The organism is Pseudomonas sp. TCU-HL1 (assembly GCF_001708505.1).
Lineage (GTDB): Bacteria > Pseudomonadota > Gammaproteobacteria > Pseudomonadales > Pseudomonadaceae > Metapseudomonas.
In genome coordinates this window covers 5,830,297-5,851,647 of the sequence record NZ_CP015992.1, presented here as the reverse complement: position 1 = coordinate 5,851,647, position 21,351 = coordinate 5,830,297, and the positions used below count along the sequence as shown (strand labels likewise).

23 protein-coding genes are annotated in these 21,351 nt (G+C 63.7%); 12 read left to right on the top strand and 11 right to left on the bottom strand.

The window, feature by feature from the left end; translation table 11 throughout:
• Positions 1–21: 21 nt before the first annotated feature.
• Complete coding sequence (locus THL1_RS26765) at positions 22–420, bottom strand: acetyl-CoA sensor PanZ family protein (RefSeq protein ID WP_069086075.1); 399 nt, start codon at positions 418–420, stop codon at positions 22–24.
• Positions 421–553: 133 nt separating this feature from the next.
• On the opposite strand from THL1_RS26765, the gene hisB reads away from it, so the two are divergent.
• The 7 genes from hisB to THL1_RS26730 all read left to right on the top strand — a co-directional run bounded on the left by hisB (position 554) and on the right by THL1_RS26730 (position 5,447).
• Positions 554–1,147, top strand: coding sequence for an imidazoleglycerol-phosphate dehydratase HisB (gene hisB, locus THL1_RS26760; protein ID WP_028629882.1), 594 nt, complete (start codon positions 554–556; stop codon positions 1,145–1,147).
• On the top strand, positions 1,147–1,785 hold the full coding sequence (gene hisH / locus THL1_RS26755) for an imidazole glycerol phosphate synthase subunit HisH (RefSeq protein ID WP_069086074.1): 639 nt from the start codon (positions 1,147–1,149) through the stop codon (positions 1,783–1,785). The genes hisB and hisH overlap by 1 nt, the downstream gene beginning before the upstream one ends.
• A 4-nt stretch (positions 1,786–1,789) precedes the next feature.
• A complete protein-coding gene (locus tag THL1_RS26750) occupies positions 1,790–2,047 on the top strand; it encodes a DUF2164 domain-containing protein (RefSeq protein WP_069086073.1) in 258 nt (85 codons plus the stop codon).
• Between the two features lie 40 nt (positions 2,048–2,087).
• Positions 2,088–2,825: a 1-(5-phosphoribosyl)-5-[(5-phosphoribosylamino)methylideneamino]imidazole-4-carboxamide isomerase gene (gene hisA / locus THL1_RS26745; RefSeq protein WP_016495212.1), complete on the top strand. Its 738-nt coding sequence runs from the start codon at positions 2,088–2,090 to the stop codon at positions 2,823–2,825.
• A gap of 45 nt (positions 2,826–2,870) precedes the next feature.
• The gene (hisF, locus tag THL1_RS26740) at positions 2,871–3,641 is read left to right on the top strand and encodes an imidazole glycerol phosphate synthase subunit HisF (RefSeq protein ID WP_069086072.1); all 771 of its coding nucleotides are present in this window, start codon (positions 2,871–2,873) and stop codon (positions 3,639–3,641) included.
• A 134-nt stretch (positions 3,642–3,775) separates the two neighbouring features.
• Complete coding sequence (locus THL1_RS26735) at positions 3,776–4,531, top strand: substrate-binding periplasmic protein (protein WP_069086071.1); 756 nt, start codon at positions 3,776–3,778, stop codon at positions 4,529–4,531.
• A 160-nt stretch (positions 4,532–4,691) separates the two neighbouring features.
• Positions 4,692–5,447: a substrate-binding periplasmic protein gene (locus THL1_RS26730; protein WP_069086070.1), complete on the top strand. Its 756-nt coding sequence runs from the start codon at positions 4,692–4,694 to the stop codon at positions 5,445–5,447.
• Positions 5,448–5,501: 54 nt separating this feature from the next.
• On the opposite strand, the gene THL1_RS26725 is transcribed toward THL1_RS26730, so the two are convergent.
• From THL1_RS26725 to gpmI, 4 genes are all read right to left on the bottom strand, one after another.
• Complete coding sequence (locus THL1_RS26725; RefSeq protein ID WP_069086069.1) at positions 5,502–6,266, bottom strand: divergent polysaccharide deacetylase family protein; 765 nt, start codon at positions 6,264–6,266, stop codon at positions 5,502–5,504.
• A gap of 1 nt (position 6,267) precedes the next feature.
• Positions 6,268–7,581, bottom strand: coding sequence for a S41 family peptidase (locus THL1_RS26720; RefSeq protein WP_069086068.1), 1,314 nt, complete (start codon positions 7,579–7,581; stop codon positions 6,268–6,270).
• A 28-nt stretch (positions 7,582–7,609) separates the two neighbouring features.
• Positions 7,610–8,875 carry a murein hydrolase activator EnvC family protein gene (locus THL1_RS26715; RefSeq protein WP_069086067.1) on the bottom strand — a complete coding sequence of 422 codons (1,266 nt, stop codon included), beginning with the start codon at positions 8,873–8,875 and terminating at the stop codon, positions 7,610–7,612.
• A 148-nt stretch (positions 8,876–9,023) separates the two neighbouring features.
• On the bottom strand, positions 9,024–10,559 hold the full coding sequence (gene gpmI / locus THL1_RS26710; RefSeq protein ID WP_069086066.1) for a 2,3-bisphosphoglycerate-independent phosphoglycerate mutase: 1,536 nt from the start codon (positions 10,557–10,559) through the stop codon (positions 9,024–9,026).
• Positions 10,560–10,726: 167 nt separating this feature from the next.
• Between gpmI and THL1_RS26705 the strand changes: the two genes are divergently transcribed.
• Genes THL1_RS26705 through secB form a run of 3 tightly spaced genes read left to right on the top strand, consistent with a single transcriptional unit; the run spans position 10,727 to position 11,899 of the window.
• Complete coding sequence (locus THL1_RS26705; RefSeq protein WP_069086065.1) at positions 10,727–11,140, top strand: rhodanese-like domain-containing protein; 414 nt, start codon at positions 10,727–10,729, stop codon at positions 11,138–11,140.
• A 1-nt stretch (position 11,141) separates the two neighbouring features.
• Positions 11,142–11,417 carry a glutaredoxin 3 gene (gene grxC / locus THL1_RS26700; protein WP_069086064.1) on the top strand — a complete coding sequence of 92 codons (276 nt, stop codon included), beginning with the start codon at positions 11,142–11,144 and terminating at the stop codon, positions 11,415–11,417.
• Between the two features lie 14 nt (positions 11,418–11,431).
• Entirely contained in the window at positions 11,432–11,899 is a 468-nt protein-coding gene (gene secB, locus THL1_RS26695; protein ID WP_069086063.1) for a protein-export chaperone SecB, read from the top strand.
• A 196-nt stretch (positions 11,900–12,095) separates the two neighbouring features.
• Here secB and trmL read toward each other — a convergent pair whose 3' ends face one another.
• Entirely contained in the window at positions 12,096–12,557 is a 462-nt protein-coding gene (trmL, locus tag THL1_RS26690) for a tRNA (uridine(34)/cytosine(34)/5-carboxymethylaminomethyluridine(34)-2'-O)-methyltransferase TrmL (RefSeq protein WP_069086062.1), read from the bottom strand.
• On the opposite strand from trmL, the gene THL1_RS26685 reads away from it, so the two are divergent.
• Positions 12,556–12,996, top strand: coding sequence for a hypothetical protein (locus THL1_RS26685; protein WP_069086061.1), 441 nt, complete (start codon positions 12,556–12,558; stop codon positions 12,994–12,996). The two genes, trmL and THL1_RS26685, sit on opposite strands and share 2 nt — an antisense overlap.
• 1,012 nt (positions 12,997–14,008) lie before the next feature.
• On the opposite strand, the gene ntrC is transcribed toward THL1_RS26685, so the two are convergent.
• The 5 genes from ntrC to glnA all read right to left on the bottom strand — a co-directional run bounded on the left by ntrC (position 14,009) and on the right by glnA (position 19,549).
• Positions 14,009–15,445: a nitrogen regulation protein NR(I) gene (ntrC, locus tag THL1_RS26680; RefSeq protein ID WP_069086060.1), complete on the bottom strand. Its 1,437-nt coding sequence runs from the start codon at positions 15,443–15,445 to the stop codon at positions 14,009–14,011.
• A complete protein-coding gene (glnL, locus tag THL1_RS26675; protein ID WP_069086059.1) occupies positions 15,442–16,527 on the bottom strand; it encodes a nitrogen regulation protein NR(II) in 1,086 nt (361 codons plus the stop codon). The genes ntrC and glnL overlap by 4 nt, the downstream gene beginning before the upstream one ends.
• 255 nt (positions 16,528–16,782) lie before the next feature.
• Positions 16,783–17,400, bottom strand: coding sequence for a DUF4124 domain-containing protein (locus THL1_RS26670; protein WP_069086058.1), 618 nt, complete (start codon positions 17,398–17,400; stop codon positions 16,783–16,785).
• 17 nt (positions 17,401–17,417) lie between these two features.
• Positions 17,418–17,930 (bottom strand): DUF4124 domain-containing protein, encoded by a 513-nt coding sequence (locus tag THL1_RS26665; RefSeq protein ID WP_069086057.1) that lies wholly within the window; start codon positions 17,928–17,930, stop codon positions 17,418–17,420.
• A gap of 215 nt (positions 17,931–18,145) precedes the next feature.
• The gene (gene glnA / locus THL1_RS26660) at positions 18,146–19,549 is read right to left on the bottom strand and encodes a glutamate--ammonia ligase (RefSeq protein WP_069086056.1); all 1,404 of its coding nucleotides are present in this window, start codon (positions 19,547–19,549) and stop codon (positions 18,146–18,148) included.
• Between the two features lie 334 nt (positions 19,550–19,883).
• Between glnA and thiI the strand changes: the two genes are divergently transcribed.
• Entirely contained in the window at positions 19,884–21,338 is a 1,455-nt protein-coding gene (gene thiI / locus THL1_RS26655; RefSeq protein ID WP_069086055.1) for a tRNA uracil 4-sulfurtransferase ThiI, read from the top strand.
• The last annotated feature ends 13 nt before the right edge of the window (positions 21,339–21,351 follow it).

Below are 21,351 nucleotides of genomic sequence, written 5' to 3'. Positions count from 1 at the left end.
AGCGACGGGGGCGTCCGCGGCTCAAAGGCTTTCCAGCGGCAGGTGCAAGCGTGCGGCCAGGGCCTGGCTTTCCAGATGGTCACCGGGGGCGGCCAGATGCAGCGGTTTGCCCGCTTCCCGCGCCAGGCGTGCGGCTTCGTCCACCAGGCGACGACCTACCCCGCGATGGCGGGTCACCTTGCGCACGCAAAGGTGGGACAGGCGCCAGTGGTCTTCGCCGCGTACGACCAGCGCCGCGCCAAGCAGCCGATCGTTGAAGCGCCCGGCTACCAGCAGGCCCTCGGCCAGGCCGCGTTCCACCAGTTCTGCCGCATCGGCGTAAGGCGCCAGCAGCCAGGCCGGGGCGTCGGCGTAGATTTTCGCCAGGTCGCCGCGGTCCTGCTCGGAGGGGCTGTTCAGGGTCTCGACGATCACGGGCATGGTGTGTTCCTTGCGGGCGTTACGGGCGCGGCCCGGCAGTGTAAACCCGGCCGACCACCGTCGGTAGCGGCGCCAAGGGCCCGCGGCCTATAATGGCGATCTTTTTTCGTGAGCCTTTTTTGTGGAGCTGGTGATGGCCGAACGTACGGCGTCCGTCGAACGCAATACCCTGGAAACCCAGATCAAGGTTTCGATCAACCTGGATGGCACTGGCAAGGCGCGATTCGATATCGGCGTACCTTTCCTCGAGCACATGCTTGACCAGATCGCCCGCCATGGCCTGATCGACCTGGACATCGAGTGCAAGGGCGATCTGCATATCGACGATCACCACACCGTGGAAGATGTCGGCATCACCCTCGGCCAGGCTTTCACCCAGGCCATTGGCGACAAGAAGGGCATCGTCCGTTACGGCCATTCCTATGTGCCGCTGGATGAGGCGCTGTCCCGCGTGGTCATCGATTTCTCCGGCCGCCCCGGCCTGCAGATGCACGTACCCTTCACCCGTGCCGTGGTGGGAGGCTTCGACGTCGACCTGTTCCAGGAGTTCTTCCAGGGCTTCGTCAACCACGCCCTGGTGAGCCTGCACATCGACAACCTGCGTGGCCACAACACCCACCACCAGATCGAAACCGTGTTCAAGGCCTTCGGCCGCGCGCTGCGCATGGCCGTCGAGCGTGATCCGCGCATGGCCGGCCAGATGCCCTCCACCAAGGGCGTGCTCTGATGCAGACGGTTGCAGTCATCGACTACGGCATGGGTAACCTCCACTCGGTTGCCAAGGCCCTGGAACACGTCGGCGCGGGCCGAGTCCTGGTCAGCAGTGACGCCAATGTGATCCGCGAAGCCGATCGGGTGGTCTTCCCCGGTGTCGGCGCCATCCGCGATTGCATGGCCGAGATCCGTCGCCTGGGCTTCGACGAGCTGGTACGCGAAGTCAGCAAGGATCGCCCGTTCCTCGGCATCTGCGTGGGGATGCAGGCGCTGCTGGAACGCAGCGAGGAGAACGACGGCGTCGATTGCATCGGCCTGTTCCCCGGCCAGGTACGCTTCTTCGGCAAGGGGCTGGTGGAAGATGGCGAGCAGCTGAAAGTGCCGCACATGGGCTGGAACGAAGTGGAGCAGAGCGTTGCCCACCCGCTCTGGCACAACATTCCCGACCGGGCGCGCTTCTACTTCGTGCACAGCTACTACATCGAGGCCGGCAACCCCAAGCAGGTGGTCGGTCGCGGTCACTATGGCAAGGACTTCGCCGCCGCGCTGGCCGAGGGTTCGCGTTTCGCCGTGCAGTTCCACCCGGAAAAGAGCCACACCCACGGCCTGCAACTGCTGCAGAATTTCGCCGCCTGGGACGGCCGCTGGTAAGCCCATGAGCCGCGCGAAGAAGGCCCCGAGCCTGCAGCTCGACGCCGCCCAGACCCAGGACGCGACGTTGGCGATCAAGCGTTTCTTGGCGGATCGCTTCGAACTGGAACTGGGTTCCTTCGAGGCCGAGGAGGTACTCGACTTCTTCGCCCGGGAGTTTGCGCCGCATTTCTACAACAAGGCGATCACCGATGTGCAAGCGCACCTGAAGGACAGGTTCGAAAGCATCGAGAGCGACTTGTGGGCGCTCGAGAAAGACTGAGCGCCTCGCCGATTCCACTGACTTCGAACAGGTTGAACCGATGCTGATTATCCCCGCTATCGATCTGAAGGACGGCGCCTGCGTGCGCCTGCGCCAGGGCCGTATGGAAGACTCCACCGTGTTCTCCGACGACCCGGTGAGCATGGCCGCCAAATGGGTGGAAGGTGGTTGCCGCCGCCTGCACCTGGTGGACCTGAACGGCGCCTTCGAAGGCAAGCCGGTGAACGGTGAAGTGGTCACCGCCATTGCCAAGCGCTACCCGAATCTGCCGATCCAGATCGGCGGCGGCATCCGCTCGCTGGAAACCATCGAGCACTACGTCAAGGCCGGCGTCAGCTACGTCATCATCGGCACCAAGGCGGTGAAAGAGCCTGAGTTCGTCACGGAGGCCTGCAAGGCCTTCCCGGGCAAGGTCATCGTTGGCCTGGATGCCAAGGACGGATTCGTCGCCACCGATGGCTGGGCAGAAGTCAGCAGCGTGCAGGCAGTCGATCTGGCCCGCCGCTTCGAAGCCGACGGCGTGTCCGCCATCGTCTACACCGACATCGCCAAGGACGGGATGATGCAGGGCTGTAACGTCGAGGCCACCGCGGCCCTGGCCGCCGCCAGCCGTATCCCGGTGATCGCCTCCGGCGGTATCCACAACCTCGGTGACATCGAGAAGCTGCTGGCCGCCAAGGCCCCCGGCATCATCGGCGCCATCACCGGTCGCGCGATCTACGAAGGCACCCTGGACGTGGCTGAAGCGCAGGCCTTCTGCGACAGCTATAAGGGTTAATCGACGGCTAACGGTGCGCGCGGCGCACCCTACGGGAACACTGTTATGGCTCTCGCAAAACGCATCATTCCCTGCCTCGATGTCGACAACGGCCGTGTGGTCAAGGGCGTCAAGTTCGAGAACATCCGCGACGCCGGCGACCCGGTGGAAATTGCTCGTCGCTACGACGAACAGGGCGCCGACGAGATCACCTTCCTCGACATCACTGCCAGCGTCGATGGCCGCGACACCACCCTGCACACCGTGGAGCGCATGGCCAGCCAGGTGTTCATTCCGCTGACCGTGGGTGGTGGTGTGCGCACCGTGCAGGACATCCGCAACCTGCTCAACGCCGGCGCCGACAAGGTGTCGATCAACACTGCGGCTGTCTTCACGCCCGAGTTCGTGGGTGAGGCTGCCTCGCGCTTCGGCTCCCAATGCATTGTGGTCGCCATCGACGCCAAGAAAGTCTCCGGCCCCGGGGAAACACCGCGCTGGGAAATTTTCACCCACGGTGGGCGCAAACCCACCGGCCTCGATGCCGTGGCTTGGGCGAAAAAGATGGAAGAACTGGGCGCTGGTGAAATCCTCCTCACCAGCATGGACCAGGACGGCGTGAAGAGCGGCTACGACCTGGGCGTTACCCGCGCCATCAGCGAGACCGTCGGCATTCCGGTGATCGCCTCAGGCGGCGTCGGCAATCTCGAGCACCTGGCCGCAGGCATCCTCGAAGGCAAGGCCGACGCCGTTCTGGCAGCGAGCATCTTCCACTTCGGCGAATACACCGTGCCCGAGGCCAAGGCTTACCTGGCCAGCCGCGGAATCCTGGTGCGCTGAGCACGATTCTTGCCTAGCATTCGCCCAGGCTGCTCCCGTGACGGACTTCGCAGCCTGGGCTGCTGATGCACAAGCTTCGCTCCCGCGAGGTTAAGCTCAGCGCATTTCCCCTCTCTCCTGGAAGGTAATCGCTCATGTCGAAACGCCTGCTGCTGGCGCTGGCCGGTACCCTGATGGTGCTTGCCGGTGCGGCCCGCGCCGAAGTGGATGAGAACTATAGCGTCGTTCTCCTGACCGAAAACTTCCCGCCCTACAACATGTCGATCAACGGGAAGAACTTTGCCCAGGAAGACAACATCGATGGCATTGCCGTCGACATCGTGCGTGAGATGTTCAAGCGCGCCGGGGTTAAATACAGCCTGACCCTGCGTTTCCCCTGGGACCGTATCTACAAACTGGCGCTGGAAAAGCCGGGTTACGGCGTATTCGTGACGGCTCGACTGCCCGAGCGCGAAGAGTCCTTCAAGTGGGTCGGCCCGATCGGTCCGGACGACTGGATCATGCTGGCCCGAGCCGACAGCGCAATCGCCCTCGGCAGCCTGGACGATGCGCGCAAGTACAAGGTGGGTGCCTACAAGGGCGACGCCATTGCCGAGTACCTGGCCCAGCAGAAGCTCGACCCCATCACTGCGCTGCGTGACCAGGAAAACGCCAAAAAACTGGAGAAGGGCCAGATCGACCTCTGGGCCACCGGCGATCCCGCCGGCCGTTACCTCGCCAAGCAAGAGGGCGTGGGTGGCCTGAAGACCGTGCTGCGTTTCAACCAGGCCGAACTGTTCCTGGCGCTGAACAAAGAGGTCCCCGACGAGGTGGTGAAGAAGCTGCAAGGCGCGCTGGATCAGATGCGCGCCGAGGGCTTCGTCGACGAGATCCTGAACAGCTACCTGTAGCCGGTAGTGCTTCAACAGTAGCAACAAGACCTCAGCGACCGGCCACAAGCCGGTCGCTTGCCATGGAAGGCAGGACGGGTCGAGTCGTACGTCCGTGGGTGGGGAGCCCACGCAGGGAAGCCGCTTAGCCACAACCACAACTCAAGCGAGCGGTATGACAATGCAGAAGTTGATTCAACGCGCCCTGACCCTGGGCCTGATGTTCCTCGCCTTTACGGCGCGCGCCGGAGTGCCGGCGGATTACAAAGTGGTATTGCTTACCGAGAACTTCCCGCCGTTCAACATGGCGGTGGATGACAAGAACTTTGCCCGTGACGATGGCATCGACGGTATCAGCACCGACATCGTCCGCGAGATGTTCAAGCGTGCCGGCATCAATTACAGCCTGACACTGCGCTTCCCTTGGGATCGTCTCTATCGCCTGACCCTGGACAAGCCCAACTACGGTCTGTTCTCCACCACCTTCACCGCTGAACGCCAACCGCTGTTCAAGTGGGTCGGCCCCATCGCCAAGACCGAGTGGGTGCTGCTTGCCGCGCCGGGCAACAACCTCAGCGTCAAGGACCTGAAGAGCGCCTCCCAGTACCGCATCGGCGCCTACAAGAACGACGCCGTGAGCCAGCACCTGGAAAGCCAGGGCATGGCACCGCAGAACGCCCTGCGCGACCAGGAAAACGTGAAGAAGCTGCTCAAGGGCCAGATCGACCTCTGGGCCACCACCGATCCGGTGGGTCGCTACCTGGCCAAGCAGGAAGGCGTGACCGGCCTGCAGACCGTGCTGCGTTTCAACAGTGCCGAGCTCTATCTGGCGTTCAACAAGGACACCCCGGACGAGGTGATCGAACGCCTGCAGAAGGCCCTGGACCAGATGCGCAGCGACGGATTCGTCGACGAGATCACCCAGAACTATCTGTGATGAATGTTGGGCAGGCCTGCGGCCTGCTTCGCGAAAAGACCGCGTAGCGGTCTCCTACCGGTAAACCCCCGCCTTCCCATGGGCCGTCATGGCGCGATTGCCACGCAGGGCGATCAGCATTTCCACATCGATCAGTTCGAAACCGCGTTCCTTCAGGCGCGGCAGCTCGCGTTCGAGCAGTTCAAGGGTGACCGGATGCGGATGGCCGATCATCAGTGCCGAGCCCTGCTTGCGGGCCAGTTTGAGGGCGGCGTCGAACTGCGCGGCCACTGCGGCCGGACTCTGGTCGTCGTCGAGGAAGATATCCCGCGAGAGGCTGGCGAGCCCGGCTTTCTGGGCTTCGGCGGCAGCCACCGTGGCGGCGCTGGTGCGGCTGTCGATGAAGAAACGGTGCTCCTGCTGCAGGCGATGCATCAGCCAGGTCATGGCCGGGCGCTGGGCGGTCATGCGGCTGCCCATGTGGTTGTTCAGGCCGCGGGCATAAGGCACCTGCTGCAGGGCGGCGTCCAGGCGCCGCTCCAGCTCGGCTGTGGATAACCCGGGGTGCCAGGCATAGGGGCCGGTGGCCGGGTCCATGGGCAGGTGCAGCATCACCGTCTTGCCTGCGGAGTGGGCAGCTTCGGCCAGCTCGCGGGAGTGGGGCGTATCCGGAAGGATGGACAGCGCCACCGGGCCGGGGAGGGCGATGACGCGGCAATCGCGAGCCGGGGTCTGGCCCAGGTCGTCGATGACCAGTGCCAGCCGCGCGACAGGGGAGGCCCAGGCACCGGCTGCCGTTGCGCTCAACCACAGCGCCAGCAGCCAAGTCCCCCACTTCATGTCAGTTCTTGCGGGTGACGTTCAGGCCTTTCAGCAGGTTGAGGGCCTGGCCCAGTTGGAAGTCGTCATCCTGCGGGCGCGGTTCCTCGGTTTTCTTGCTCGCACTGGGGCGGTCGGCGCCGCCATTGCCATTGCCGAGGTGGCCGGCGAGATCGGCTTCCTTGAAGGTTTCGCCGTCCTTTTCGCGGGTGACCTTGGCGCGCGCCACTTCGATATCCGGCACGATGCCCTGGGCCTGGATCGAACGCCCGTTGGGCGTGTAGTAGAGGGCAGTGGTCAGTTTCAGGGCGCGGTCATTGTTCAGCGGCAGGACGGTCTGCACCGAGCCCTTGCCGAAGCTGTCTGTGCCCATCAGCACGCCACGCTTTTGGTCCTGCAGGGCGCCGGCGACGATCTCGGCCGCCGAGGCACTGCCGCCGTTGATCAACACCACCAGCGGCACGCCCTCGCTGGCGTCGGCCGGGTCGGCGGAGAAGCGCAGCTCGGAGTTGGCGATGCGGCCCTTGGTGTAAACGATCAGGCCTTTCTTCAGGAAGTGGTCGGAGACTTCCACGGCAGCCTGCAGCACGCCGCCGGGGTTGTTGCGCAGGTCGAGCACCAGCCCGCTCAGGCGGCCGCCATTGTCCTTGCGCATCTTGGCCAAGGCCTTGCCGACTTCTTCGCCGGTATTGACCTGGAACTGGGTGATGCGCAGGTAGCCGTAGCCCTTCTCCAGCATCTGGCTCTTCACGCTCTTGACCTTGATCGCCGCGCGGACCAGTTCCACGTCGAAGGGTTGACCGCCTTCACGTACCAGGGTCAGGGTGATCTTGCTGCCGGCCTTGCCGCGCATCTTGTCCACCGCTTCCATCAACGAGATGCCCTTGGTCGGCTGGCCATCAATTTTGACAATCAGGTCGCCCGGCTGGATGCCGGCCTTGGAGGCCGGGGTGTCGTCGATGGGGGAAACGACCTTGACGAAGCCATCTTCGGTGCCGACTTCGATGCCGAGGCCGCCGAACTCGCCGCTGGTGCTTTCCTGCAGCTCCTGGAAGTCTTCCGGTTCCAGATAGGCCGAGTGTGGGTCGAGGTTGCTGAGCATGCCCTTGATGGCGTTTTCCAGCAGGGTCTTGTCATCCACCGGCTCAACGTAGGCGGACTTGATCCGGTCCAGCACCTCGGCGAAGGTGCGCAGCTCATCCAGCGGCAGCGGTGCCTTGCCGTTCACCGCTGTGGCGGGGAGGTTTGCCGGCTCCTCGGCGGCCAGTAGCTGCGGGGCGCTGCCGAGCAGCGCCAATGCCATGGCCAGGGAAGTGAGGCGGGACAGATGCGGCATGCGAAACTCCTGCTAGATGGGGTAGCGCCTATCCTTGCGCGCGGCACCATTGTGCCGGGTCGGTCGGTCGGCCCTGCTGGCGTATGGCGAAGTACAGGGCGGGCGTCTCCTGCCCGCCGCTGGTGCCGACGGTGGCGATCGACTCGCCCGCTTTGACGATATCGCCGGCATTTTTCAGTAGGCGCTGGTTGTGCCCGTAGAGGCTCAGGTAGCCGTTGCCATGGTCGAGAATGACCAGAAGCCCGGCGCCGCGCAACCAGTCTGCGAAGACCACGCGGCCGCCATGCACGGCGCGAACCGAGCTGCCCTCGGAGGCGCCGATCAGCACGCCGTCCCATTTGGCACGGGAGTCACCACCACGGGCCGAGCCGAAGCGCGCGACCACGCGGCCGTCCACCGGCCAGGGCAGTTGGCCGCGAGCCTTGGCGAAGGGGCCGCCGAAGTTGCCGCCGGCACTGGACACCATCGGGCCGTTGTCGGCCCTGGCGGGGCTGCCGGCCGGATGTTCGCGCAGCTGGCGCTGCTGTTCGGCCAGCGCTCGCTTGCGTGCTTCCTCGGCTTCACGGGCTTCGCGCGCCTGACGGGCCAGGGTTTCTTCGATGGTCTTGAGCACCTTGCCCAGCTCGGCTTGATCCAGTTGGCGAGCCTTGAGCTTCTTGTCGCGGTCGCTGACGTCCTGATTCAGCTTGGCCAGGGCCAGCTGGCGCTCCTTGCGGGCGGTGGCCAACTGTTCGCGACGGCCATCCAGCGCGGCCTTCTGCTCGTTGAGCTGGTTCTGCTGGGCGGTGATTTCCTGCTCGACGTTGGCCAGCTGGCGCAGGGTCTCGTTGAATGCGCTGAGCTGTTCCAGACGCGCCTTGCTGAGGTAGTCGTAGTAGGTGAGGGTGCGGGCGAATTTCTCGGGATGCTGCTGGTTGAGCAGCAACTTGACGTATTCCTGCTGGCCGCTCTGGTAGGCGGCGCGGGCCTGGATGCCGATCAGCCGTTGCTGTTCAGCGCGTGCGTCCTGGAGTTTTTTTTTCTCCTGGTCCAGGCGCTGGATCTCCCCTTCGCTGTTTTTGAGCTCCTGTTGCAGATCCTTGACCTGCTGCTCCAGGTTGCCCATTTCGGATTCGGTCTTCTTCAGGTCGGACTGGACGCCGGATTTCTCCTGCTGCAATTGCTTCAGGAGCTTTTTCAGCTCGGTGACGTCCTTGGCGGCCTGGTCCAGCTGCTGCTGGGTTTCGGCGCGCTGGTCGGCCATGACCGGATTGATCAGGCTGGCGAGGATAACGAGGACAAGGGCGCGAAACATGGGGCTTGAGGCACCGGGGGGAGATGACCGGCCTAGTATGCCCGTGGTTCCGGGCAAAAAAAACGCCCGGAACCAGAGGTTCGGGCGTTTCCTGATGAGGCGCGCAGAATTTCAACGCAAGGGGCCGCGCTGGCGCGGCCCGCGCCGATCACTGCAGCTCGACGATGGTCTTGCCGGTCATCTCGGCCGGTACCGGCAGGCCCATGAGGGTCAGCAGGGTCGGGGCCACGTCGGCCAGCACGCCGCCTTCGCGAATCTTCGCCGCGCGCTTGCCTACATAGATGAACGGCACTGGCTCACAGGTGTGGGCGGTGTGCGCCTGGCCGGTCATTTCGTCTTCCATCTGCTCGACATTGCCATGGTCGGCGGTGATCAGCGCTTCGCCACCCACCTTGTCCAGGGCTTCGACGATGCGGCCGACGCAAGTGTCCAGGCATTCCACGGCCTTGACCGCCGCTTCGAACACGCCGGTATGGCCGACCATGTCGCCGTTGGCGTAGTTCACCACGATCACGTCGTAGCGCTGGTTCTCGATGGCGTCGACGATCTTGTCGGTGACTTCGGGCGCGCTCATTTCCGGCTGCAGGTCATAGGTGGCGACCTTGGGCGACGGGATCAGGATGCGCTCTTCGCCTTCGAAGGGCTCTTCGCGGCCGCCGGAGAAGAAGAAGGTCACGTGGGCGTATTTCTCGGTCTCGGCGATGCGCAGCTGGGTCTTGCCGTTCTTGGCCAGGTACTCGCCCAGCACATTGTCCAGGGACTCCGGCTTGAAGGCGCTGGGAGCGGGGATGCTCGCCGCGTACTGGGTCAGCATCACGTAGCCGGCGAGGTTCAGCTCGCGCTGGCGGGCGAACTCCTTGAAGCCCGGCTCGACGAAAGCGCGGGACAGTTCGCGGGCGCGGTCGGCGCGGAAGTTCATGAAGATCACGGCGTCGCCATCTTCCACTTTCACCGGCTCGCCGATGCGGGTGGCCTTGACGAACTCGTCGCTTTCACCGCGCTCGTAGGCAGCGGCGAGGCCTTCGACCGCGCTGGCAGCGGTGAATTCGGCCTGGCCTTCGGTGATCAGGTTGTAGGCGGCCTCGACACGGTCCCAGCGATTGTCGCGGTCCATGGCGAAGTAGCGGCCGATCAGGCTGGCGGTGCGGCCCTTGCCGAGGCGGGCGAATGCCTCGTCCAGCAGCTTGATGGAGGGCTCGGCGCTCTTGGGCGGGGTATCGCGGCCATCGAGGAAGGCGTGCAGGTAGAGCTTCTCGGCGCCACGCTGGGAAGCCAGTTCGGCCATGGCGACCAGGTGGTCCTGGTGGCTGTGTACGCCGCCGTCGGACAGCAGGCCCATGAAGTGCACGGCCTTGCCGGCGGCCACGGCCTTGTCCACGGCTTCGGTGATTTCCGGGTTCTGGAAGAAGTCGCCGTCGCGGATCGCCTTGGTCACGCGGGTGAAGTCCTGGTACACCACGCGGCCGGCGCCCAGGTTCATGTGGCCGACTTCGGAGTTGCCCATCTGGCCGTCGGGCAGACCAACGTCCATGCCGCTGCCGGAAATCAGGCCGTGGGGCCGGGTGGCGCGCAGGCGGTCGTAGACCGGGGTGCTGGCGGCGTAGATGGCGTTGTATTCGGGGCTGTCACTGTGACCGAAACCGTCCAGGATGATCAGGACCAGGGGTTTGGGCGTGGCTGTCATAGTGTCCGACTCGTCTGCGGCAATGGGAGGAAAGTGGCGGGCAAGGCCCCGGAAAAAAGACGCGGCATTCTACGGCCTGGTTCCGTCGGCGTCACCGCTGGACGGGGTTTGGCCGACCTGTGGGCCTGTGTATACTGGCCGGCATTTTACCGTCCCGGAAGCCGACGATGCTCGCTAAGCTGATTGAATTTGCCACTAACCACTATGTACTGAGTGGATCGTTCGTGGTGCTGCTGGCCCTGCTGCTGGCCCATGAACTGCGCCGCAGTGGCCGCGCCATCTCCACCCGCGAGCTGACCGCGATGGTCAACGGCGGCCAGGCCGTGGTGCTGGACGTACGCGCCAACAAGGATTTCTCCGGCGGCCACATCGTCGATGCCCTGAATATTCCCTACGAGAAGCTGGCCGCCCGCATCGCCGAGCTGGAAAAGCACAAGGACAAGGCCATCATCGTGGTCGATGCCATGGGCCAGCACGCCGGCACCGTCTGCCGTGACCTGAAGAAGGCCGGTTTCAACGCGATCAAGCTGTCCGGCGGTATCGGCACCTGGCGTGGCGACAACCTGCCGCTGGTGAAGTGACATGGCCGAGATCGTCGTCTATTCGAGCGCCTGGTGCCCCTACTGCATCCGTGCCAAGCATCTGCTGGACAGCAAGGGCGTCAAGTACGAAGAAATCAGCGTCGATGGAAATCCTGCAATTCGTGCCGAGATGACCCGCAAGGCCGGGCGCACCTCGGTACCGCAGATCTGGATCGGCCAGACCCACGTGGGCGGCTGTGACGACCTGTACGCCCTGGAGCGCGCCGGCAGGCTCGACGCGCTGCTCCAGGCCAGCCCGCAAACGGAAACGCACTAGAACAAGGTAGAACCATGACCGAACAAGCAAGCAACGGCGCCAACCAGCCCCAGTTCTCCCTGCAGCGCATCTACGTGCGCGACCTGTCCTTCGAAGCGCCGAAGAGCCCGGAAATCTTCCGTCAGGAATGGGCTCCGAACGTTTCCCTCGATCTGAACACCCGTCAGAAGCAACTGGACGGCGACTTCCACGAAGTCGTGCTGACCCTGTCCGTAACCGTGAAGAACGGCGAAGAAACTGCCTTCATCGCCGAAGTGCAGCAGGCCGGTATCTTCCTGATCAAGGGCCTGGATGCGGCGTCCATGAGCCACACCCTGGGCGCCTTCTGCCCGAACATCCTTTTCCCCTACGCCCGTGAAACCCTGGATAGCCTGGTTATCCGTGGTTCCTTCCCGGCGCTGATGCTCTCCCCGGTGAACTTCGATGCGCTCTACGCGCAGGAACTGGCGCGCCTGCAGGCCGCTGGCGAAGCCCAGGCCTGAGTCATCCGGCTCCACGAAAAAGCGCCCTTCGGGGCGCTTTTTTGTTTGGAGTGAGGAAAACCTTGTAGGGGCGAATTCATTCGCCAAGGGATGCGAAGCATCCCCCCTGGAGCCTCTCGGGAGGCAGGCCTTCGGCCTGCTTGGCGAATGAATTCGCCCCTACAGGGAAAGTGCGCCCGAAGACGCTCTGCGCAATTCAATCCAAACTGAAATCGTGCTGCCGCCAGGCCTCGTACACCGCCACGGCGACGGTATTGGACAGGTTCAGGCTGCGGCAGTTGGGGCGCATCGGCAGGCGCAGGCGCTGTTCCGGTGGCAGGCCTTCCCGCACTTCCTGGGGCAGGCCGCGGCTTTCCGGGCCGAAGAGGAAGGCATCACCCTTCTCGAAGGCCACTTCGTGGAACAGCTTGGTGCCCTTGGTAGTGAAGGCGAACACCCGGGGGTGGCTCAGGGCTACCAGGCAGCTTTCCAGGTCGCTGTAGCGCTTGAGGGTGGCGTACTCGTGGTAGTCCAGGCCGGCTCGGCGCAGACGCTTGTCGTCCAGTTCAAAGCCGAGCGGTTCGATCAGATGAAGGTGGCAGCCAGAATTGGCGCACAGCCTGATAATGTTGCCGGTATTCGGCGGAATTTCCGGTTGAAACAGGATGACGTGAAACATGGGTGACCCCGAGCCCGAAGACGGGCGGCATTCTACTCCTGATGATGATCCGCGACCGAGCCTGTGGCCGCGCTTTTTGTTCGCCCTCGCCCTGCTCGGCCTGCTGGTGGGAATGATGCTTGGCCGCCTGACGGCGCCGGAACCCGTGCACCTGGAACAAATCGAAGTACGCCAGGACGGCTTGGCGCTCTGGTTCGACCATGAACCCGAGGTGCGGGCCGAAGCACTGGAGGGTGCCTATGCGCTGGTGCTGGGGGCGGACGGTCAGACCGCCAAGGGGCAACTTACCCTGGGGACGGCGCCAGTGAGCTGGAAGGTACTGCGTTCGACCCAGGGGGTGATGGTGCGATTCGTCGCGGCGCGGCCCCTGCAAGGGGAATGGCATGGGGCCGAGGTGGATGGGCGCTGGCGGCTGGAAGTCAGCTTGCGCGCCGAATAAGAGAGGGGAATCCCCGGCCTGCCTGTACCAGGGCCCCCTGAAGGGTGGTCGCCCGCGCTGGCGGATGACGCTGTCTCGCAGTGGGTTCCTGAAGAACCCGGGCGGCTGGCAATCCAGCGCGCCTGTGGATAAAAGAGGGGATTCCCCGGCCTGCCTGTACCAAGGCCCCCTGAAACCTGGTCGCCTTCGGGCGACGCTGTCTTGCTTTCGGCTCTTCTGGAACCGTGGCGGCTGGAGGTCAGCCTGCCTGTCATAAGAGAGGGGAATCCCTGGCCTGCCTGTACCAGGGCCCCCGAAACCGCTGTTATCTGGACTATTGCAGGGGGCGTGCCAGCTTTTCAAAAACCACGGTGAGATTTTTCAAGGATTGCCTGGAGGCCACGTAATCCGTGGCTTTGGCGATCTGGCGCGGAGGGGGTGACGAGCTTTTATAGCGGTCATCCGAGGGCTGCTGTGCCTTGAAGGGCGGCACTTTTTTGAGGCGTGAGCACTGTTCAGGCACCAGGGATGGTCCTTTTCCCGATCGAGGGGGCGGGAAACGAAGACCCCGCCGAAGCGGGGTCCTGGGTCAGTGGTTGGTGGAAGATAGATAAGACTCCGTTGATTTGCAGTTCCGTAGCCTTTCCACCTTGAGCGATAGGCTTCTTGGTGCGCGGACTCCAATTCGTGAGCGGCCACCTGCCATCGGCCCTACCACTATTTCGATACCGGCCGTTCGCAGCATCTGCGCCAGCTCGGCATCACTGCAGCCATCCATTGCCTTGAGCCTGAGTACGTCTCCTTCCTTTCGAACTCCAATATGTAACTGCATGGTTTTCATCCTGTCTTTGGTTCAGGTCCGGACAGCATCCCGCGCTGCTCCGTGGCGGTCCACGGCCCCCGGAGAAACCGGAAAATTCGTACGGGAGAAGTTGGAGGCGATGACGGCGCAGGCAGCCGACAGGGGATTGGCGGCGGACGCCGCAGGAGGGAGGTCGACGGGGCGCAGGGAGGGCGCCCCGCCTGGTGAGGGTCAGGCGTCGTCGCCGTCGTCGTCGTCAGCGCCATCCACTTTCATGCCCAACTCCTTGATCTTGCGAGTCAGGGTGTTGCGGCCCCAGCCCAGGAGCACGGCGGCATCGCGGCGGCGACCGGCGGTGTGCTTGAGCGCAGTCTCGATCATGATCCGCTCGAAGGCCGGCACGGCGCTGTCCAGCAGGCTGGACTGGCCACGGGCGAGGGCCTGGTCGGCCCACTGGCGCAGGGCCTGCTCCCAGTTGGTCACCGGGGCGGTGTCCTGAGGCTGGGTGAGCAGCTCCGGCGGCAGGTCGTCGACGTGCACTTCGCGGCCCGACGCCATCACGGTTATCCAGCGGCAGGTGTTCTCCAGCTGGCGCACGTTGCCCGGCCAAGGCAGGTGCTTGAGGTAGTCCTCTGTCTCGCTCTTCAGCAGCTTGGGCTCCACCGCCAGCTCCTGGGCGGCGCGGGCGAGGAAATGTCGGGCCAGGGCCGGGATGTCCTCACGGCGGTCGGACAGACGCGGAATATGGATGCGGATGACGTTGAGGCGGTGGAACAGGTCTTCGCGGAACTTGCCCGCCTGCACGAGGTTTTCCAGGTTCTGGTGGGTGGCGGCGATGATGCGCACATCCACCTTCACCGGGGTGTGGCCGCCCACGCGGTAGAACTCGCCGTCGGCCAGTACCCGCAGCAGACGGGTCTGGGTGTCCGCCGGCATGTCGCCGATCTCATCGAGGAACAGGGTGCCGCCGTCGGCCTGCTCGAAGCGGCCGCGACGCTGGTTGGCTGCGCCGGTGAAGGCGCCTTTTTCATGGCCGAACAGCTCGGACTCCATCAGGTCCTTCGGAATCGCCGCCATGTTCAGCGCGATGAAGGGCGAGGCGGCGCGCGGGCTGTGGCGGTGCAGGGCATGAGCCACCAGTTCCTTGCCGGTACCGGACTCGCCGTTGATCAGCACGGTGATGTTGGAGTGGCTGAGGCGGCCGATGGCGCGGAACACCTCCTGCATGGCCGGTGCTTCGCCGATGATCTCCGGGGTGCGCGCCTGGGCGGCCGGGGCTTCGAGGCCCTGCTGCTCCTGGGCGTGCTGGAAGGCGCGCTTGACCAGGGAGACCGCTTCGTCCACGTCGAATGGCTTGGGCAGGTACTCGAAGGCACCGCCCTGGTAGGAGGCCACCGCGCTGTCCAGGTCGGAATGGGCGGTCATGATGATCACCGGCAGGCGCGGGTGCAGCTCGCGGATGCGTGCCAGCAGGTCCAGGCCGCTGGCACCGGGCATGCGAATGTCGGAAATGATCACGTCCGGTTGCTGCCGGGTGAGGCGGCCGAGCAGGCTGTCGGCGCTCTCGAAGGCCTGGGTGTTCATGCCTTCCTGCTGCAACGCCTTTTCCAGCACCCAGCGGATGGAACGGTCGTCGTCGACGATCCAGACGGTTTCACTACGGCTCATGACGAGGAAGCTCCTTGTTCAAGCGGCAGGAAGATCGAGAAGACGGTGTGGCCGGGATGGCTCTCGCACTCGATCAGGCCCTGGTGCTGACTGATGATGTTCTGGGCGATGGCCAGCCCCAGTCCGGTACCGTCCGGACGACCGCTGACCATGGGATAGAAAATGGTTTCCTGGAGCTCGGCCGGGATGCCCGGGCCGTTGTCGATGATTTCCACCTTGGTCACCAGGCGATGGCGGGTATGGCCGATGGTGAACTGGCGCAGGGTGCGCGTGCGCAGGGTGATGCGGCCCAGGCGCAGGTCGCTCTGCGCGGAGAGGGCCTGCATGGCATTACGCACGATGTTGAGCACCGCCTGGATCATCTGTTCCTTGTCGATGAACACATCGGGGATGCTCGGGTCGTAGTCGCGCACCAGATTGATGCCGCCCTGGCTTTCTGCGTCCACCAGGCTGCAGACGCGCTCCAGCACCTCGTGGACGTTGGTCATGGCCAGTGACGGCAGCTTGTTCGAGCCGAGCATGCGGTCCACCAGGTTCCGCAGGCGGTCGGCCTCTTCAATGATGACGTTGGTGTAATCCTTCAGGTGCTCTTCCGGCAGTTCGCGGGAGAGCAGCTGGGCTGCACCACGGATGCCGCCCAGGGGGTTCTTGATCTCGTGGGCGAGGCCCCGTACCAGCAGTTTGGTGGTTTCCTGCTTGGACAGCTGGGCCTCTTCCTTGGTGATTCGCAGCAGGCGGTCACGCGGATGGACTTCCAGCAGCAGGAGGGTTTCGCCGCGATTGAGGATGGGCGTTACCGCGTAGTCCACGGTCAGGCTCTGGCCGGAGAGTGAGGTCAGCATGGCCTCACGCTTGGTAAAGGGGTGCGCCTGCTCCACCGCCTGGCGCAGGGAGGCCAGGGCCTCGGGCGACTCGGTGAACAGCTCGCTGATGAACTGGCCATGGCTGCGCTGGCCGCTGACGGCCAGGAGCATTTCGGCGGCCGGGTTCATGTACTCGAGGCGCAGGTCGGCGTTGAGCAGGATCACCGCAGTGGTCAGGTTGTCGAGCAACAGGCGATGCAGGGCGTCGTTGATGGTCATGGCTTCGGCGCTCGTGGCGATGACAGGAAAATGCAAGAAGCAAACCAAAGCCCTGAAAAGACGCGGGAAAACAGGGTTTCTGCTGGCCGAGGCCGCTTTTCAGAGCAGATCGTACGGACTTGGCTGAACCAAAATGGGGAGAGTATAGAAAGCGGTGCAGGGTGTTGCACCGGATTGGTGCGGTGCGGACGGTTTCTTGAGTGGGCAGGGCGATACCCGGGCGGATGCTGCCGGGTATCGCCGGATGGTTGCCGTTCAGATGAACGGCAGGATGGCGATGTCGTCGTCTTCCTCGGGTTTGTCCTTCAGCGGGCATTCCGGGCGCACACCGAAGTCATCTTTCTTGCAGGGGCGGGCCAGGCGCTTCTGCGACAGCGACATCCGCACGATGTGTACGGGTTGGCTGGGCGTGCGCTCCACCATGCGGCCTTGCTCGTCGATGATTTCCACCGCCAGCTGGTGGGTGCCCCGATCCAGGTTCTGCAGCGGGAAGACCGGGCTGCGGCCCGGCTCGCCCACGGGATTGCCGTCCAGCAGCAGGCGATAGCTGTGGTTGGCGCGCAGTCCAGGCTCGCTCACGGCGCTGACGATCAGATTGCCTTCGCCATCACGGACAGTGGCGTCGGGCTCGGGCACCAGGATGCGCAGGACCTGGTAACCCTGCTCCCGTGGAATGGGCTTGGCATAGAGCGGCGGTGGCTGGATGGGCGCCGGCAGGGTCGCGCCGTTGGCGGGCGCCATCTCCAGGCGTTTGGCGTTGCCGGGCTTGGGGCGGTCGGTGAAGACGCGGTTGCCCTCCTCGTCGACGTAGGTATAGACCTCGGCGGCCACGGGCAGGGCGAAGAGCAGCAAGCAGATCAATAAGCGGTGCATGGAGTTCAATCAGGTAATCAGGGCGTGCCGAGGTGCACGCGCTGAATGGTGAAGGAGACGGCGGCGCTACTCTGCACCACTCTGGTGCCTGCCAGGACATCCACCACCAGGCTGTGCTCGCCACGGTCGATGTTGGTCAGTTGCAGACGCGGGACATTGCTCGGTGTGCCATAGGGCTGGCCGTCCAGGCGCAGGCGAAGTTGATGGCCAGGCTGCAGGCGCGGCTCCAGTTTGACCCCGACGCTGAAGGTGCCGTTGTTGGCGCGCAAGGCTTCATCGTCCGGAATATCGGTCAGCTCAAGCAGCTGGTAGGTCGCTTGCTGTGTGGCATCGTCCGCTGCGCTGACGGGTTCGCTCGGTGGCTGCGCCTGCACCGCATTGGTGGGGGGCAGCTCCACTTTTTCGATGGCGGCGCCGTCCGGCGGCTGGTTGGTGAACACCGTATTGCCGTTGGCGTCGGTGTACTTGTAGATCTGTGCGATGGCAGGCAGGGCCAGTACCAGAAGCAGGCCGGCGAGCAAGGGACGCATCGGGTGATCTCCGTAGATGCAATGCCGCTAAGACTTGCACTGGCGAGGCTGGCTGGCAAGCGACGCGCGGCGCGGGTGTGCGGCGATGCAACAAAGGCTTGCGGCCTGAAGGGCGAAGGCGTTCGCCACTCACCGGGAACGGCAGGTACGGAACCATAAAAAAGGCCTCCCGAAGGAGGCCTCTCAATCATGCCGCTTGCGCGGTCACAACTGGATCAGACGCTGTAGTACAGGTCGTATTCCAGCGGGTGCACGAAGGTGCGCACCTTGATTTCTTCTTCGCTCTTCAGCTCGATGTAGGCATCGATGAAGTCGTCGCTGAACACGCCGCCCTTGGTCAGGAACGCGCGGCCCTTGTCCAGTTCTTCCAGCGCTTCTTTCAGGCTGCCGCAAACCTGCGGGATTTCCTTCGCCTCTTCCGGCGGCAGGTCATACAGGTTCTTGTCAGCGGCATCGCCGGGGTGAATCTTGTTCTGGATGCCGTCCAGACCGGCCATCAGCAGAGCTGCGAAGCACAGGTAGGGGTTGGCAGCCGGGTCCGGGAAGCGCGCTTCGATACGGCGGGCTTTCGGGCTGTTCACGTACGGGATGCGGATCGAGGCGGAACGGTTGCGGGCGGAGTAGGCCAGCATTACCGGAGCTTCGAAGCCAGGCACCAGGCGCTTGTAGGAGTTGGTAGCCGGGTTGGTGAAGCCGTTCAGGGCCTTACCGTGCTTGATGATGCCGCCGATGAAGTACAGGGCGGTATCGGACAGACCGGCATAGCCTTCGCCAGCGAAGGTGTTCTTGCCATCTTTGGAGATGGACATGTGAACGTGCATGCCCGAGCCGTTGTCGCCGTACAGGGGCTTCGGCATGAAGGTCACGGTCTTGCCGTAAGCGTCGGCAACGTTGTGCACGCAGTACTTCAGGGTCTGAACTTCGTCAGCCTTGGCAACCAGGGTGTTGAACTTCACGCCGATTTCGTTCTGGCCGGCAGTCGCCACTTCGTGGTGGTGAACTTCCACGACCAGGCCCATTTCTTCCAGGGCGTTGCACATGGCGGTACGGATTTCGTGGTCGTGATCGACCGGCGGTACCGGGAAGTAGCCGCCCTTCACGCCCGGACGGTGGCCCTTGTTGCCGCCTTCGATGTCGGCGTCGGTGTTCCAGGAAGCCTGCTCGGAGAAGATCTTGAACATGGAGCCGGAGATGTCGGACTTGAACTTCACTTCGTCGAAGATGAAGAACTCCGGCTCCGGGCCGACGAATACGGTGTCACCGATACCGGTGGTCTTCAGGTATTCCTCGGCGCGACGGGCGATGGCGCGCGGGTCGCGGTCGTAGCCTTGCATGGTGCTCGGCTCAATGATGTCGCAGACCAGGATGATGGTCGGCTCTTCGGTGAACGGGTCCAGAACGGCAGTGCTGTCGTCCGGCAGCAGGATCATGTCGGAGGCTTCGATGCCTTTCCAACCTTCGATGGAGGAGCCGTCGAACATCTTGCCGTGCTCGAAGAAATCGTCATCGGCATCACGGGCCGGCATGGTCACGTGCTGCTGCTTGCCTTTGGTATCGGTGAAGCGCAGATCAATCCACTTCACGTCGTGTTCTTTAATCAGTTGAAGCGACTTCGACATGTTGTCCTCCAGGTGGATGGGGGCAGGAAACCTTGCCTCCCAAAAAAATTCGGGGTGAAGCCGGAGCGGGATAGTCCGCCAGGGCGACCTGCCTCACAAGGGAGCAAATTGCGTGCCAGTGCCCCGGAATGGGCTGGAGCCCCAAAACTCGCGCCTGGCGGGGGCTTCGCCCTGATTGTGCACAGTTTTGCGCACCGTTTTCGTGCTTGTCATGGTGTGCGTGATCCGTTTTGGTGCGCTGAAAGCTTTGCTGAATGATTTTGGTCAAAGCTTGAACAATTTCCGCTATAATCCGCGCCCCTCTTTTTCGGCCGCCGTCGCAAGCGACGTTTTCATGAAACTCATCGTCAAAGTCTTCCCGGAAATCACCATCAAGAGCCGGCCGGTGCGCAAGCATTTCATCCGCCAGCTCTCGAAGAACATCCGCGCCGTCCTGAAAGACCTGGACCCGGAGCTCGAGGTGACCGGCGTCTGGGACAACCTTGAAGTCCAGACGCGCCAGACCGAGCCGAAGCTCCTGCGCGAAATGATCGAGCGGCTGACCTGCACCCCGGGCATCACCCACTTCCTTGAAGTGCATGAGTACCCGCTGGGCGACTTCGACGATGTGCTGGAAAAGTGCAAGCTGCACTACGCCGACCAGATCCCCGGCAAGATCTTCGCCGTGCGCTGCAAGCGTGCGGGCAAGCATGAATTCACCTCCATGGAGCTGGAGCGCCATGTCGGCAGCCGCCTGCGCCAGGAGTGCAACGCGGCCGGCATCTCCCTGAAGAACCCGGAAGTGGAAGTGCGGATGGAAGTACGCGACCAGCGCCTGTTCGTCATCCACCACCAGCACGACGGCATCGGCGGCTACCCGCTGGGCTCCCTGGAGCAGACCCTGGTACTGATGTCCGGTGGCTTCGACTCCACCGTGGCCGCCTACCAGATGATGCGTCGCGGCCTGATGACCCACTTCTGCTTCTTCAACCTCGGTGGCCGTGCCCACGAACTGGGCGTGATGGAAGTGGCGCACTACCTCTGGGAAAAGTTCGGCCGCTCCCAGCGCGTGCTGTTCATCAGCGTGCCCTTCGAGGAAGTGGTCGGCGAAATCCTCAGCAAGGTCGACAACAGCCAGATGGGTGTGGTGCTCAAGCGCATGATGCTGCGCGCCTCCACCCACATGGCGCGCAAGCTGACCCTGGATGCGCTGGTGACTGGCGAAGCCATCTCCCAGGTGTCCAGCCAGACCCTGCCCAACCTCTCGGTGATCGACTCGGCCACCGACATGCTAGTGCTGCGCCCGCTGATCGCCAGTCACAAGCAGGACATCATCGACACCGCCACCCGCATCGGCACTGCCGAGTTCGCCAAGCACATGCCCGAGTACTGCGGCGTGATCTCGGTGAACCCGACTACCAAGGCCAAACCCAGCCGTATCGAGTACGAAGAAGCACAATTCGACATGGCCATCCTCGAGCGCGCCCTGGAACGTGCGCGCCTGGTGCCCATCGATCGCGTGATCGACGAACTGGGCCAGGACCTCAAGGTGGAAGAAGTGAGCGAAGCCCTGCCGGGGCAGATCGTCATCGACATCCGCCACCCCGATACCCAGGAAGACGAGCCCCTGGAGCTGCCTGGCATCGAAGTCCAGGCCCTGCCGTTCTATGCGGTCAATAACCGCTTCAAGGAACTGGACGCCAACCGCCAGTACCTCCTGTATTGCGACAAAGGCGTTATGAGCCGCCTGCATGCCCATCACCTGCTCAGCGAGGGACACGCCAATGTGCGCGTTTATCGTCCGGCTTAAACAGCCAGGGCTG